The sequence below is a fragment of the Nocardia sp. NPDC056064 genome, from assembly GCF_042266925.1.
Classification (GTDB): domain Bacteria; phylum Actinomycetota; class Actinomycetes; order Mycobacteriales; family Mycobacteriaceae; genus Nocardia.
Window position 1 is genome coordinate 4,818,030 of the sequence record NZ_JBHJWO010000001.1, and the last position, 13,220, is coordinate 4,831,249.

Sequence of the window (13,220 nt, forward strand, 5' to 3'; positions counted from 1 at the left end):
GATGGCCACCGAAGGTTTCGTCCGCCGTCCCCGGATCGCGCCGCCGCGCGCGCCGGGTGGTGAAGTCGCGCTCACCCCGCCGCCGGAGATCCAGCGCGCCATCCCCTCGCCGCTGATGATGAAGCTGATGCCGGTGATCATGGTGGTCGCGGTGGTCGGCATGATCGCGATGATGGTCTCGATGGGCCGCAATCTGCTGGCCAATCCGATGATGATGATGTTCCCGATGATGATGCTCATGTCGATGGTGGGCATGATGGCGGGCATGCGCGGCGGTGGCCCCAAGCGCGCGGTCGAGCTCAACGAGGAACGCAAGGACTACTTCCGCTATCTCGATCAGGTGCGCAAAGACGTGCGCGGCACCGGGATCAAGCAGCTCGAGACGCTGGGCTGGAGTCATCCGGAACCGGCCGACCTGCCCTCGCTGATCGGCAGCAGGCGGATGTGGGAGCGCCGTCCGGCCGACCCGGATTTCGGCCACGTGCGGGTCGGCGTGGGCAGTCATCGCCTGGCCACCAAGCTGGCCCGGCCCGAGACCGGCCCGCTCGAAGACCTCGAACCCGTCTCGACGGTGGCCCTGCGCCGGTTCGTGCGCACCCACTCGGTGGTGCACGGGCTGCCCACCGCCGTCTCGCTGCGCGCGTTCCCCGCCATCAATATCGGCGGCGACCTCGACGAGGGCCGCGAACTGGTGCGCGCGATGCTCATGGAACTCACCACCTTCCACGGCCCCGACCACCTCGCCGTCGCCATCGTCTGCGCCGACCCGGACACGCACTGGTCCTGGGCGAAATGGCTGCCGCACGTGCAGCATCCGTCGGTGCGCGACGGTCTCGGCTCGGCCAGGATGATGTACACCTCGCTCGGCGAATTCGAATCCGCGTTGCAGGCCGAGCTGATGGAACGCGGCCGGTTCATGCGCAATCCGCAGCCCACCCAGGGCCGGTTGCACGTGGTGGTGGTGATCGACGACGGCTACATCAGCGGCAACGAACGCATCATCAGCGAATCCGGGCTCGACTCGGTCACCGTGCTCGACCTCACCGCCCCCGAGAACGGCCTGGCCGCCCGGCGCGGCCTGCAACTCGTGGTCGGCGACGGCGCGGTCTCGGCGCGCAGCGCGGCCGGGGTGGAACGCTTCGCCACCGCCGACGAGGTGAGCCCCGCCGAGGCGGAGTCCTTCGCCCGTGCGCTGGCCCGCTACCGGCTGGCCACCGCCGCCCAGATCGTCAGCCTGGGGGAGGGCACCACCAGCGACCCGGGGCTGATGGCACTGCTGCGCATCCCCGACGCCGCCCAGATCGACCCGGCCCGGGTGTGGCGCCCGCGCACCGCGCGCGAGCGGCTGCGGGTGCCCATCGGCATCACGCCCGACGGCACCCCCGTCGAGATCGACATCAAGGAATCCGCCGAGAACGGCATGGGCCCGCACGGCCTGTGCATCGGCGCCACCGGTTCCGGCAAGTCGGAATTCCTGCGCACCCTGGTGCTCTCGCTGGTGACCACGCACTCACCCGACGCGCTCAATCTGGTGCTCGTCGACTTCAAGGGTGGCGCGACCTTCCTCGGCCTGGACTCGCTGCCGCACGTCGCGGCCGTGATCACCAACCTCGAGGACGAACTCTCGCTGGTCGACCGCATGAAGGACGCGCTGGCCGGTGAGATGAACCGCCGCCAGGAACTGCTGCGCTCGGCGGGCAACTACGCCAATGTCACCGACTACGAGAAGGCCAGGGCCGCGGGCGTGCCGCTCGATCCGCTGCCCGCGCTGTTCGTGGTGGTCGACGAGTTCTCCGAACTGCTCTCGCAGAAGCCCGATTTCGCCGAACTGTTCGTGATGATCGGCCGCCTTGGCCGCTCGCTGCACGTGCACCTGCTGCTGGCCTCGCAGCGCCTCGAGGAGAACAAACTGCGTGGCCTCGAGTCACACCTGTCCTACCGGATCGGCCTGCGCACGTTCTCCGCCAACGAATCCCGCGCGGTCCTCGGTATCACCGATGCCTATCACCTGCCCAGCGTCCCCGGCGCGGGCTACCTGAAAAGCGATGCCTCCGAGCCACTCCGGTTCAACGCCAGCTATGTGTCCGGCCCGTATGTGGCGCCGGTCGGCACGGTCGTCGACGACGACGGCGCACCCGTCGGCGGCCAGCGGCCGGTGGTGTTCACCGCCGCACCGGTCGAGGTGGCCGAGCCGGAAGAGGTTGCCGCCGAGCAGGACCCGATCCTGCGCGGCAGGCCCGAACTGCCCCCGCCGCCGCCCAGCGGCCCGGTCGCCGAGGAGGGCATCCCGGACTCGCTGCTGGACGTGGTGGTCAAGCGGCTGACCGGGCACGGCAGGCCCGCCCACGAGGTGTGGCTGCCGCCGCTGGAGGAATCGCCCACCGCCGACATGCTCCTGCCCGATCCCGACTGGCGTTCGCCGGTCAACCGGCACGGGCAGCTGTGGATGCCGATCGGCGTCATCGACAAGCCCTACGAGCAGCGGCGTGACGTGCTCACCATCAATCTGGCAGGCGCGCAGGGCAATGTGGCTGTCGTCGGCGGTCCGCAGTCGGGCAAGTCGACCACGCTGCGCACCATCATCCTGGCCGCGGCCGCCACCCACACCCCCGAACAGGTGCAGTTCTACTGCCTGGACTTCGGTGGCGGCAGCATGGCCGGTCTGGCAGGCATCCCGCACGTCGGTTCGGTCGCGGGCCGGCTCGACGGCGACCGGGTGCGGCGCACTATCGCCGAACTCACCACCCTCATGCGTCAGCGCGAGGAACGCTTCGCCGAGCTGGGCATCGAGTCGATGGCCGAGTTCCGCAGACGCAAGTTCTCCGCGCTCGAGGCCCGCCAGATCAACGGCACCACCGCCGCGCCGGGCGACCCGCTCGCGGCCGACCAGTTCGGTGACGTCTTCCTGGTGATCGACGGCTGGGGCGCGATCCGCGAAGAGTTCGACATGCTGGAACCGCTGATCAACGCCATCGCCACCCAGGGCCTGTCCTTCGGTGTGCACCTGATGCTCGGTGCCTCGCGCTGGGCCGAGATCCGCCCCATCGTCAAGGACCAGATCGGCACCCGCCTCGAACTGCGCCTCGGTGACCCCGGCGATTCGGAGATGAATCGCCGTACCGCGCACCAGGTTCCGGTCGGCAGGCCCGGCCGCGGTCTCACCCCCGAGCAGCTGCACATGCTGATCGCGTTGCCGCGCCTGGACTCCGACTCCGATCCGTCCACCATCGCCGACGGTGTCAGCCGGGCCAGGGAGGAACTGATCGCGCTGTATCCGGGCAGGCGCGCGCCCGAGGTGCGCATGCTGCCGCTGAGCTTCCCGCGCGAGCAGGTGCTCGACGCGGCGCGTCAGCAGGGTGTGACGCTGGACCGCACCAAGGTCGTCGTCGGTCTCGGCGAATCCGAATTGCAGCCGCTGGTCCTGGATTTCGGCCTCGAACCGCACTTCATGGCCTTCGCCGACGTGGAATGCGGCAAGACCACGCTGCTGCGCAATATCGTCATGAGCATCGCCGAACAGTCCACCGCGTCGGAGGCCAGGGTCATCCTGATCGACTACCGGCGCACCATGCTCGGCGTCCTCGAAGGCGACCAGCTCGCCGGCTACTCCACCTCCTCGCAGACCTGCGGGCCGATGATCGCCGAGGTCGCCGCCTACCTGGCCAAGCGCATCCCCGGCGCCGACATCACCCAGCAGCAGTTGCGCGACCGCAGCTGGTGGACCGGCCCGGAGATCTACGTGGTGGTCGACGACTACGACATGGTCGTCACCGGCTCCGGCAACCCCTTCGCCCCGCTGCTCGAATACCTCCCGCAGGCCCGCGACATCGGCCTGCACCTGGTGGTCACCCGTCGCATCGGCGGCGCCTCCCGCGCCCTCTACGATCCGATCCTGGGCGCCATGAAGAACCTCTCGGTCCAGACCCTGATCATGAGCGGCTCCCGCGACGAGGGCAAACTCATCGGCGACGTCCGTCCGAGCAAGATGCCCCCCGGCCGCGGCACCCTCGTCTCCCGCAGCCAGGGCATCGAACTCGTCCACATCGCCGACCTCCCCCCGGTCTAGCAGCGGTGCAGGAGGAAATCCACCCGGAGTCGGGCCTGGTCAAAAGCGTGTGGACCGACGACGACTTCGAGTCGATGGGCTGGCACGACGCCACCGTCCACGCCCTGTGCGTCCAGCCGGGCGAGGGTGTCCTGCCACGGCTGGTCCTCGACCTCGACTACATCGTCCGCTGGGTCCACCCGGTTCCACCCGCGGTCTACTTCTCCTTCTGGGTGGCGCCGGTGACGCTCGTGTTCGACGAGGTCTGGGACCTCGCCGGGGACCTCGACTTCCGTGCGCGGTCCCTCTGTCTGGAGATCGCCGACCTGCACCGGGAGACACCTGATGGCGTATCGCGCGGGTTCTCGTTCTGGCGTATCGAGGGGCATGCGTTCGAGCTGAAGTTCTACGCACCGGGATTCCGTCAATACTTCCGCCGGGCACCGGCATTGGTTCCCGGTCAGGTACTTTCGCATGCCGAGCGTGGTGGGTGCAGCTTCGCCGAGGCCGGATTCCACTGATTCCTCCGGGCGCGGCCGGTTCGGGGCGTCAGTCGCGCAGGGTCGTGACGGGGACGGCGTGGGGGAGCGTGGCGCGGTGGGGTGGCCAGGTGGTGGTGGGGCGTTCGAAGAGGGCTTTGGAGGGGCCGCTGGCGATGGGGCCTGCGATGCGGGCCAGGACGAAACCGGCTCGGCGGTAGTAGTCGTGGAGTTCGGTGTTGGTGGTCCAGGCGTCGAGGCGGACCCAGGGGCGGCGCTGGCGGGCGGCGAGGTGGGCGGCGTGGGCGAGCATGTGGTGACCGACCCGGCGGCCCGCGAAACGCAGGTCGACGATCATGAAATGCACGATCACCGATTCGGCCAGTTCCCACGATGACCAGAGGTCGGGGTCGGCGCGGTGGTTGACGGTGATGGTGCCCGCCGGTTCGCCGTCGACCTCGGCGATCCAGGTCTCACCGGCGTCCAGGGAACGGCCCACCGCACCCGCGAAGATCTCGATCGGGCGGCCGCGGCCCGCGACCGTCCACTGGTCCGAGCCGCGGGCGGTGAGCCAGGCGGTGCGTTGCACGCGCAGGCGGCAGATCAGCGGCAGGTCGCCCAGGATGGCCGGGCGAATGCCCACGGTCATGGCAGGGCGACGGCAGGCCCGGGTGCGATGCCGAGGGTCCTGGCGATGACGTCGGTGCCCGCCGCGTCGCCGAGTTGGTAGGCCAGCCGGTTGCGGCCCGCCTGGGAACGATGCCGGGTCGCCCGGGTGACCCGCTCGTGGTTGGCGCCGATACGCAGGTGATCGAGCAGGACCGTGCCGGTGGCGACACCGAGCACCGCGGCCTCCTCCGCGGTCGCCGGGCGGGCCAGCACCGTGTCGCGATGCGCGGTCTCGCCGTACCCGCGGTCGGCCAGGCGGCGGGTGGTGCCCTCGGGGATGTCGCGCGGGGAATCGAGACCGGCCGCCTCGGCCAGATCGCGTGGGTAGAAACTCACCTCCCACGACCACGGTTCGTTATCGAGGTGTTGTACTACGGTGCGGGCGAGTACCCACGAGTCCACCGGGACGCCGAGCCACTGCGCCACCTGCGCGTCGGCCGGCTCCATCCGGGTACTGAACTCCTTGGACGGTTCCCGGTTGGCCGCGCGCGCGATCTCGGAGAAGATGTCGTGCGAGGACTTGGGCCGGTCGCGCCGGATGTGGTCGGTGACCACGGATTCGAGCACTTCCTGGTTTCGCACGATCGTGCCGCGGGAAGTCGCTGTGTAGACGAGGTTTTCGGCGACCAGCACCTGAATCGCGTTGCGCGCGGTGGTGATCGAGACCTGCATCTGCTCGGCGAGTTCGGAATGGCTGGGCAGCCGGTCGCCCGGTTTCCACGTGCCCGCGCGGATCTCCTCGCGGAGGAGGTTCGCGATCCGGAGGTAGGTAGGACCGTCCGCCATCGTGCTCCTCGGTAGGTCGTGCAGGTAACGAAGTGTACTCGTCTGGGTTACCTACGGCCGAGTAATGCTTGACAGGAAGCTTGCGAGGTTTATTGTAATGAACGTCCTGATCCGGTGCTGTGCGGCGATGACGGCGAGGCAACGTGGCTGGTTCGGAGAGTTCTACGGTCGTAATGGCTTTCCCCGACACACTCCGGTGTGTCGATACCGCCGGGCCGCCGGCGAGTGCCGGTCTGCTCCCACTCTCCGATCTCCTCGTCCGGGCGTGTCGCGGACATCGAGTGGTCGGTGGACCGTTGCTGTGGTTCGCGCGCGATCTTGCTGTGCTGCACGAGAAACGGGTCGTCGGCCGGGGTGGCTTCGTCGACACCGATCCGCTGGTCATGCGTGAGATCGACTGCCGCCGAAGCGAATTGGTCCTGGCGATCGATGACTGGGTGCTGCGTGGTGTTCCGCAGCACCGGCTCGGCGCCACCCTGCACACCGAGACCATCGGCGCGGTCATCGACCGGCTGGCCGAGTCCTCGGTGCGCGCGCACCACGCGCTGATGACCCTGGCCGCCCACGACGAGCTGCTGCACTCGGCCTGGCACCACCTGGCCGAACTGGCCGACGCCTACGACGACCTGGTCCGCGACGTACTGGCCGGCAAGCGCAGGCTGCCGGAGTGGTAGTCCGGCAGCCTGGGTGTCAGCCGAAGCGGTGGTGACTGACGCCGAACTCGTCGGCCACGGTCGCCGCCAGCTCCACGTAGGCGCGCTTGGTGGTCTTGTGCAGGCGGTGCAGATCGATCTCGGCGCCCTCGGACAGGTGCTCGTCGAACGGGATGATGTGCACGGCCCGGCAGCGCGACAGGAAGTACTCGCGCAGCTGCTGCACGCCGACATTCGGTGAACCCTCACGCGGCAGGTTGATCACCACCACCGCATTGCGCACCAGATGGTCGTGACCGTGCAGCGACAGCCAGTCCAGCGTCGCCGCGGCGCTGCGTGCGCCGTCGATCGCGGCCGAGGAGATCAGCACCAGCGAGTGCGCCAGATCCAGCACACCGGTCATCGCCGAGTGCATCAGACCGGTGCCGCAGTCGGTGAGGATGATGTTGTAGAAGCGCTGCAGGATGCGCGCGACCGCCCGGTACTCCTCGTCGTTGAACGACTCCGACGCGGCCGGATCTCGTTCGCTGGCAAGCACTTCCAGGCGGCTCGAACTCTGCGAGGTGTGCCTGCGGACATCGGAGTAGCGCTCGATCGAGGGATCGAGCAGCAGATCGCGCACGGTCGAGCGGGTCTGCAGGGCCACGCGCTGCGACAGGGTGCCGAAGTCGGGGTTGGCGTCGACGGCGATCACCCGGTCACCGCGGATGGAGGCGAAGATCGAGCCGAGGCCGGTGGTGGTCGTCGTCTTGCCGACACCGCCCTTGAGCGAGAGCACCGCGATCCGGTAGTCACCGCGCACGGGCTGGCGGATGCGCGCCACCAGTTCCTGCAGACGCAACTCCTCGGCGGACATGCCCGGGTTGATCGCACCACCCGAAACATGGTGCACCGCTTTGCGCCAGCCACTGCCCGGCGCCTTCTTCGCCCGCTTGACCGGGACATTGTCCAGGGACGGGGCCTGGAAACCCGGCTGCTGCGGGTTGCCGCCCCAGCCCTGCTGGTGCTGACCCGGCTGCTGGTACTGCTGCGGGGCCTGCTGGTGGGGCTGGGCCTGATTGTTGGGCGGGTAGCCCTGATACGGGGCTCGACCGCCGTCCGGGGCCTGCTGGGGTGCGCCGTTCGGGTACTGCTGGGGAGCGTGCTCGCCCGGCGCCTGCTGACCCTGCAACGGCTGGGGTGCGCCGTTGTAGTTCTGCTGGACCGCGCCCTGGGCGTAACCGTTTGCGCTGTAGTCGGATTGCGGAGCCTGGCCCTGCTGTCCGGGCCCGCCCTGCCACGGCGGGGCATCGCCGGCCGGTGCCTGGCTCGGCTGCACGCGCGCGTCCTCGGTGCGGAACATCTGGGTCTGCGCGTCCGGCGAGGCCTGCACGTCGTGCGTGGGGTCGCCCGGGATCGAGTTGTATTGCGTCGCAGCGTAAGCCGCGGGAGCCTGGCCCGAAGCGTACGGCGACTGCTCGTCGGGACCGGGTGCGCGCTGCGGAGCGGAGCTGTAGGGGGAGTGCTGGTGCGGCAGCTGTGCGTCGGCGGGTCGCGCGGGTGCGCCCGATGGCTGCCCGGCGCCGATCTGTTCCGGGTCGGCGTGGCGCTGGCCGGCCGATGCCGTCGGGTGCACCTCGGTGGCCTTGGTGTCGGCGGGTGAGGTGACCGGGTCGGGCACATCGGCCCCCGCCTGCCGGAACGCGTTCGCCGACTGCGTGGGCCCTGCCGGAACCCGCGAACCGGACACGCCCTCCTCCCGACCGGAATCCCCGGCGCTGTGCCGCCCGGCCGCCGGATCGCCGAGCCGCCGCGGCGCCCGCCCGGCCTCTTCCGCATCGTCGACCGCGACGCCATCGGTGCCCCGGTCAGCGGAAGCGGCCCGCTGACCAGCCGCCGCCGCGGCCGCGAGAGCCGCCTCGGCAATGGCGATGTGCGGGTTGGCCTCACGCGCGGCCGACGGATCACCGGTCCGCTGCCCGGCCGCCGCTGCCGCTGCGAGAGCGGCTTCGGCGGTCGCGATGTGCGGGTTGGTCTCGCGGTTGGCGGAGGAATCGTCGGTCCGCTGTCCGGCTGCCGCCGCTGCTGCGAGGGCGGCTTCGGCAGTGGCGATGTGCGGGTTGGACTCGCGGGTGGGCGAGGATTCGCCGGTCCGCTGTCCAGCTGCGGCTGCGGCCGCCAACGCGGCTTCGGCGGTGGCGATGTGCGGGTTGGTCTCGCGGGTGGGCGCCGGGTCGCCGGTCTGCTGACCAGCTTCAGCCGCGGCGGCCAGGGCGGCTTCGGCCGCGGCGATGCGGGGGGACGATTCCGCCGGGACCGAGGAAGCCGATTCGGTGGGAGCAGAGGAATCGGTGTTCGAGGGAACCGACGGGGCGGTCAGTCGCTGGGGGGCCTGGGCCGTGGCCGACTGTGTGGTTTCGGATGCGGCGGTAAGGGGGCTGGATTCAGCGGTGTTCGACGGGTCGTCGGTCTGCTGAGCCGCCTGAGCTGCGGCCGCCAGTGCTGCTTCGGCCGCCGCGATGTGCGGGCTCGACTCCGGAGCGGGAGACGGGTCGCTGGTCGGCTGGGGTGCCTGGGCCGCGGCGGCGAGAGCTGCTTCGGCTGCGGCGACGCGGGGGGAGGACTCGGCGGGGGCCGACGGGTCGGTGAGGCGTTGGGGTGCCTGGGCGGCGGCGGCCAGTGCCGCTTCGGCGGCGGCGACGCGGGGGGAGGACTCGGGTGTGGCCGAGGGGTCCGTCAGGCGCTGCGGAGCGGGACCGGAACTCGTCGGGCCAGGGGTGCGGGTGTCAGCGGGCGCTGTGGCAGTGCTGTTCGGTGCGGTGCTGGCGGCAGCAGAGTGGTCGGGGCCGAGTGGTGTGGCCTCGCCACCGGTCGCCGCTGTGGCAGACGGGGCTACGGGTGGTGCCGAGTCGGTGGCGGGCGCGCCGCTCGTCGAGCCGGTGGACGGCTGAGGCGAGGTGGCGGGGGCCGTGAGGCGCGGTGGGGCCTCGGTGGGGCGAGGGGCCGGCGGGTCCGGGAGCGGCGGTGGTGGTGGCAGGTCCGGGCGCTGACGCTGGGCGGACGGGCCCAGGGGAGTGAAGCCGTTCGACGGCGGGGCCGGGGTGCGCGTCGGCAGACCCGACTGCGCGGCCGCCGCGGATTCCGGCGCCGAGGTCGCTGCTGAGGGCTGGCCGGTGTTCCACGGTGCCTGATTACCTGAGTCGGGTCCGGGCGCCGGGGCCGACGACTGACCTGTGCTCCACGGCACCTGGTCGGCGGGGTTCACACCGGGCACTGTGCTCGGCGCGCCACCGGTAGGAGGCTGGCCTGTGTTCCAGGGCGCCTGGTCGGCGGAATTCGGACCCGGGGCTGGCTGGCCGTTGTTCCAGGGCGCCTGATCAGCCGAGGTAACGCCGGGTGTGCTCGGCGCGCCGCCGGTAGGGGGCTGGCCCGTGTTCCACGGCGCCTGGTCAGCCGGGGTGACACCGGGTGTGCTCGGAGCCGTACCGATCGGGGGCTGGCCTGCGTTCCAGGGCGCTTGATCGGCGGCATCCGGCCCCGGTGCCGGGGTCGACTGGCCGGTGCTCCACGGTGCTCGGTCGGCTGTGGCAGAGCTGTTCGCGGTGCTCGGCGCGGCACCGGTAGGGGGCTGGCCAGTGCTCCACGGTGCCTGGTCGGCGGCGCTGGGCGGCGAGGGCTGGCCGGTGCTCCACGGCGCTTGGGTCGGGGTGCCGGGGGTGCCGCCGGTCGGCGGTTGGCCGGTGTTCCAGGGTGCCTGGTCCGGGGTGGCAGGGGAAGGCTGGTCGGTGGCCCAGGGTGCCTGGCCGGTGGACGGCCCGGGGGTCGGGTGCGCGGAGCCCTGGAAAGGGGGCTGTTCGTTCGGGTCGAGTGGGTTGGCGGTCCAGCCCTGCTGGTTCGGCGTGGGGGAGCCCGATGTGGGGTCCTGGGTGCCGGACTGCGGCGGGGCAGCCTGGTTCTGGGTGGCGGGGGACGGCTGAGCGTGGTCGGACCAGCCCTGTTGACCCTGGGTGGGCTCGGGGGCGACGTCCTCGGCTTCGCGGTCCTTGCGACGGCGGCGCTTGTCCTTGCGGCCCGAATCGTCGCCGCGGCTCATGAAGCGGCGGCGTTTGGGTGCCTCGTCGATCAGATCGTCCTGGGGCAGGTTCTCGACCGGAGCCTCGTAACCGACCTGTGTGACGTCGCTCTCCGACAGCCACGGCGGCAACATGGGGAGACTGTCGTTGTTGCGGCTCACCGGCGCGCCTCGCTCACCAGGGTCCCCCGATCTGCTCGACCCACATCTGGACGGCGCCGAGTTTACGCGACAACTCCGCGGCCGTGGCGGGCGGTACGGGCGGGGCCTTTTTGCCTCTGGACACCCGGCCCGGTAAGCTTGAGCGGCGGTGCACCCATGCGCCGACTGCTCGCGTGTCAGCGAGCAGCTACGAGGCAATCCAAACTCAGGTTAGAAGCATAACCGGGATCGCGGAGGATATGGCGAAGAAAGACGGGGCCATCGAGGTCGAGGGTCGAGTTGTCGAGCCGCTGCCCAATGCGATGTTCCGGATCGAGCTCGAGAACGGTCACAAGGTTCTCGCGCACATCAGCGGAAAGATGCGGCAGCACTACATTCGTATCCTTCCGGAGGACCGCGTGGTCGTCGAGCTGTCGCCCTACGACCTCTCACGCGGCCGGATTGTCTACCGCTACAAGTGAGACCTGCTCGACGCCGCGAGCCTGACCGGCACGCGGCGTCGCCTGGTGTTCCGGCCCCGGCCGGAGCGCGCTACAAGACTTCCCCAGTCGTCGGCTGGGGAAAAACTGTGTTCACAGACCTTGTGGACCAAGAAAAGATTGGACGGACGTGAAGGTTCAGCCGAGCGTCAAGAAGATCTGCGAGAAGTGCAAGGTGATCCGCCGTCACGGCCGGGTCATGGTGATCTGCGACAACCTGCGCCACAAGCAGCGCCAGGGCTGATCCAGCAGCACCGCCGGGCACCGATCGTCTGATCGGACTGACCGAAAAAGAAGAACTCCCAGCTCCAGCACGCACGTACTTGTGCGCGCCAACCACCGGTACGGAGGCCGGTGCCCCCACCTGAAAGACGGGGGGACGGACAGGGAGCAGACCTCCGCAACCAGAAGGAACCTGCCACATGGCACGTCTGATGGGCGTCGATCTCCCGCGCGAAAAGCGCATGGAGATCGCGTTGACCTACATTTTCGGAATCGGGCGCACCCGCGCCACCGAGATCCTGGCTCAGACCGGCGTCAGCCCGGACCTGCGCTCGAAGGATCTCAGCGACGACGACCTGACCAAGCTCCGCGACTACATCGAGGCGTCGGAGTTCAAGGTCGAAGGTGACCTGCGCCGCGAGGTCCAGGCCGATATTCGCCGCAAGATCGAGATCGGCTGCTACCAGGGCATCCGCCACCGTCGTGGCCTGCCCGTTCGTGGTCAGCGCACCAAGACCAACGCGCGTACGCGTAAGGGTCCGAAGAAGACCGTCGCCGGCAAGAAGAAGTAGGGATAGCGTATGCCTCCGAAGAGCCGGGCCGCTGGCCCGAAGAAGACTCAGAAGTCGCGTCGCCGGGATAAGAAGAACATCCCGCACGGCCACGCGCACATCAAGAGCACGTTCAACAACACGATCGTCTCGATCACCGACCCCGAGGGCAATGTCATCTCGTGGGCGTCGTCGGGCCACGTCGGTTTCAAGGGTTCGCGTAAGAGCACCCCGTTCGCCGCGCAGCTCGCTGCCGAGAACGCTGCCCGCAAGGCGCAGGAGAACGGCGTCAAGAAGGTCGACGTGTTCGTGAAGGGCCCGGGTTCGGGCCGCGAGACCGCGATCCGTTCGCTTCAGGCCGCTGGCCTCGAGGTCGGCTCGATCTCCGATGTCACCCCCCAGCCCCACAACGGCTGCCGGCCGCCCAAGCGCCGTCGCGTCTAGCGGGAAAGGAAACAGCTAAAAAATGGCTCGTTATACAGGCCCCATCACCCGCAAGTCGCGTCGTCTGCGCGTCGACCTCGTCGGAGGCGACCAGGCGTTCGAGCGTCGTCCTTACCCGCCCGGCCAGCACGGCCGCGCGCGGATCAAGGAATCCGAGTACCTCATGCAGCTGCAGGAGAAGCAGAAGGCTCGCTTCTCCTACGGCGTCATGGAGAAGCAGTTCCGTCGCTACTACGAAGAGGCCAACCGCCTCAAGGGCAAGACCGGCGACAACCTGCTGCGTCTGCTCGAGTCGCGTCTGGACAACGTCGTGTACCGCGCCGGTCTGGCGCGCACCCGTCGTCAGGCTCGTCAGCTCGTCAGCCACGGCCACTTCGTGGTCAACGGCGTCAAGGTGAACGTCCCGAGCTACCAGGTCTCCCAGTACGACATCATCGATGTCAAGGAGAAGTCGCTGCCGACGCTGCCGTTCCAGGTGGCGCGCGAGACCGTCGGCGACCGTCCGGTCCCGGGTTGGCTGCAGGTCGTCCCCGGCCGTCTGCGCATCCTGGTGCACCAGCTGCCCGAGCGCGCGCAGATCGATGTGCCGCTGCAGGAACAGCTCATCGTCGAGTACTACTCGAAGTAAGCGCTTTTGGTGGGGGTCGCGCACACGGCGACCCCCGCACTCACTGACGAG

Annotated in this window: 11 protein-coding genes; 8 read left to right on the forward strand and 3 right to left on the reverse strand. The window is 69.6% G+C overall.

Features of this window, described 5'->3' with window-relative positions:
• The first annotated feature begins 1 nt into the window (after window position 1).
• Both eccCa and ACFC06_RS22315 read left to right on the forward strand, forming a co-directional pair.
• On the forward strand, window positions 2–4,066 hold the full coding sequence (gene eccCa / locus ACFC06_RS22310; RefSeq protein ID WP_375934329.1) for a type VII secretion protein EccCa: 4,065 nt from the start codon (window positions 2–4) through the stop codon (window positions 4,064–4,066).
• A gap of 5 nt (window positions 4,067–4,071) precedes the next feature.
• On the forward strand, window positions 4,072–4,566 hold the full coding sequence (locus ACFC06_RS22315; protein WP_375934332.1) for a hypothetical protein: 495 nt from the start codon (window positions 4,072–4,074) through the stop codon (window positions 4,564–4,566).
• A gap of 28 nt (window positions 4,567–4,594) precedes the next feature.
• Here the strand turns inward: ACFC06_RS22315 and ACFC06_RS22320 are convergent, their stop codons facing one another.
• Window positions 4,595–5,173 carry a GNAT family N-acetyltransferase gene (locus ACFC06_RS22320; protein WP_375934335.1) on the reverse strand — a complete coding sequence of 193 codons (579 nt, stop codon included), beginning with the start codon at window positions 5,171–5,173 and terminating at the stop codon, window positions 4,595–4,597.
• Window positions 5,170–5,979, reverse strand: a complete 810-nt coding sequence (locus tag ACFC06_RS22325; protein ID WP_375934338.1) for a GntR family transcriptional regulator — start codon at window positions 5,977–5,979, stop codon at window positions 5,170–5,172. Before ACFC06_RS22325 ends, ACFC06_RS22320 begins: the two co-directional genes overlap by 4 nt.
• 323 nt (window positions 5,980–6,302) lie before the next feature.
• Here ACFC06_RS22325 and ACFC06_RS22330 point away from each other — a divergent pair, with 323 nt between their 5' ends.
• The gene (locus tag ACFC06_RS22330) at window positions 6,303–6,653 is read left to right on the forward strand and encodes a DUF4254 domain-containing protein (protein WP_375934341.1); all 351 of its coding nucleotides are present in this window, start codon (window positions 6,303–6,305) and stop codon (window positions 6,651–6,653) included.
• A gap of 16 nt (window positions 6,654–6,669) precedes the next feature.
• On the opposite strand, the gene ACFC06_RS22335 is transcribed toward ACFC06_RS22330, so the two are convergent.
• Entirely contained in the window at window positions 6,670–10,845 is a 4,176-nt protein-coding gene (locus tag ACFC06_RS22335; protein WP_375934344.1) for an AAA family ATPase, read from the reverse strand.
• Between the two features lie 239 nt (window positions 10,846–11,084).
• Here ACFC06_RS22335 and infA point away from each other — a divergent pair, with 239 nt between their 5' ends.
• The 5 genes from infA (at window position 11,085) to rpsD (ending at window position 13,169) form a co-directional block, all read left to right on the forward strand.
• Complete coding sequence (gene infA, locus ACFC06_RS22340) at window positions 11,085–11,306, forward strand: translation initiation factor IF-1 (protein WP_003418601.1); 222 nt, start codon at window positions 11,085–11,087, stop codon at window positions 11,304–11,306.
• Between the two features lie 148 nt (window positions 11,307–11,454).
• Window positions 11,455–11,568 (forward strand): 50S ribosomal protein L36, encoded by a 114-nt coding sequence (rpmJ, locus tag ACFC06_RS22345; RefSeq protein WP_011207363.1) that lies wholly within the window; start codon window positions 11,455–11,457, stop codon window positions 11,566–11,568.
• A 178-nt stretch (window positions 11,569–11,746) separates the two neighbouring features.
• A complete protein-coding gene (gene rpsM / locus ACFC06_RS22350) occupies window positions 11,747–12,118 on the forward strand; it encodes a 30S ribosomal protein S13 (protein WP_019045109.1) in 372 nt (123 codons plus the stop codon).
• Between the two features lie 9 nt (window positions 12,119–12,127).
• Window positions 12,128–12,541, forward strand: coding sequence for a 30S ribosomal protein S11 (gene rpsK, locus ACFC06_RS22355; RefSeq protein ID WP_019045110.1), 414 nt, complete (start codon window positions 12,128–12,130; stop codon window positions 12,539–12,541).
• A 22-nt stretch (window positions 12,542–12,563) separates the two neighbouring features.
• Window positions 12,564–13,169 (forward strand): 30S ribosomal protein S4, encoded by a 606-nt coding sequence (rpsD, locus tag ACFC06_RS22360; protein WP_019045111.1) that lies wholly within the window; start codon window positions 12,564–12,566, stop codon window positions 13,167–13,169.
• Window positions 13,170–13,220 lie beyond the last annotated feature (51 nt).

Bases quoted from the DNA above. Each gene is read 5' to 3' on its own strand.
- rpsD (WP_019045111.1), top strand. From the start codon at position 12,564: ATGGCTCGTTATACAGGCCCCATCACCCGCAAGTCGCGTCGTCTGCGC.
- rpsM (WP_019045109.1), top strand. From the start codon at position 11,747: ATGGCACGTCTGATGGGCGTCGATCTCCCGCGCGAAAAGCGCATGGAG.
- ACFC06_RS22325 (WP_375934338.1), bottom strand. From the start codon at position 5,979: ATGGCGGACGGTCCTACCTACCTCCGGATCGCGAACCTCCTCCGCGAG.
- infA (WP_003418601.1), top strand. From the start codon at position 11,085: ATGGCGAAGAAAGACGGGGCCATCGAGGTCGAGGGTCGAGTTGTCGAG.
- eccCa (WP_375934329.1), top strand. From the start codon at position 2: ATGGCCACCGAAGGTTTCGTCCGCCGTCCCCGGATCGCGCCGCCGCGC.
- ACFC06_RS22320 (WP_375934335.1), bottom strand. From the start codon at position 5,173: ATGACCGTGGGCATTCGCCCGGCCATCCTGGGCGACCTGCCGCTGATC.
- rpsK (WP_019045110.1), top strand. From the start codon at position 12,128: ATGCCTCCGAAGAGCCGGGCCGCTGGCCCGAAGAAGACTCAGAAGTCG.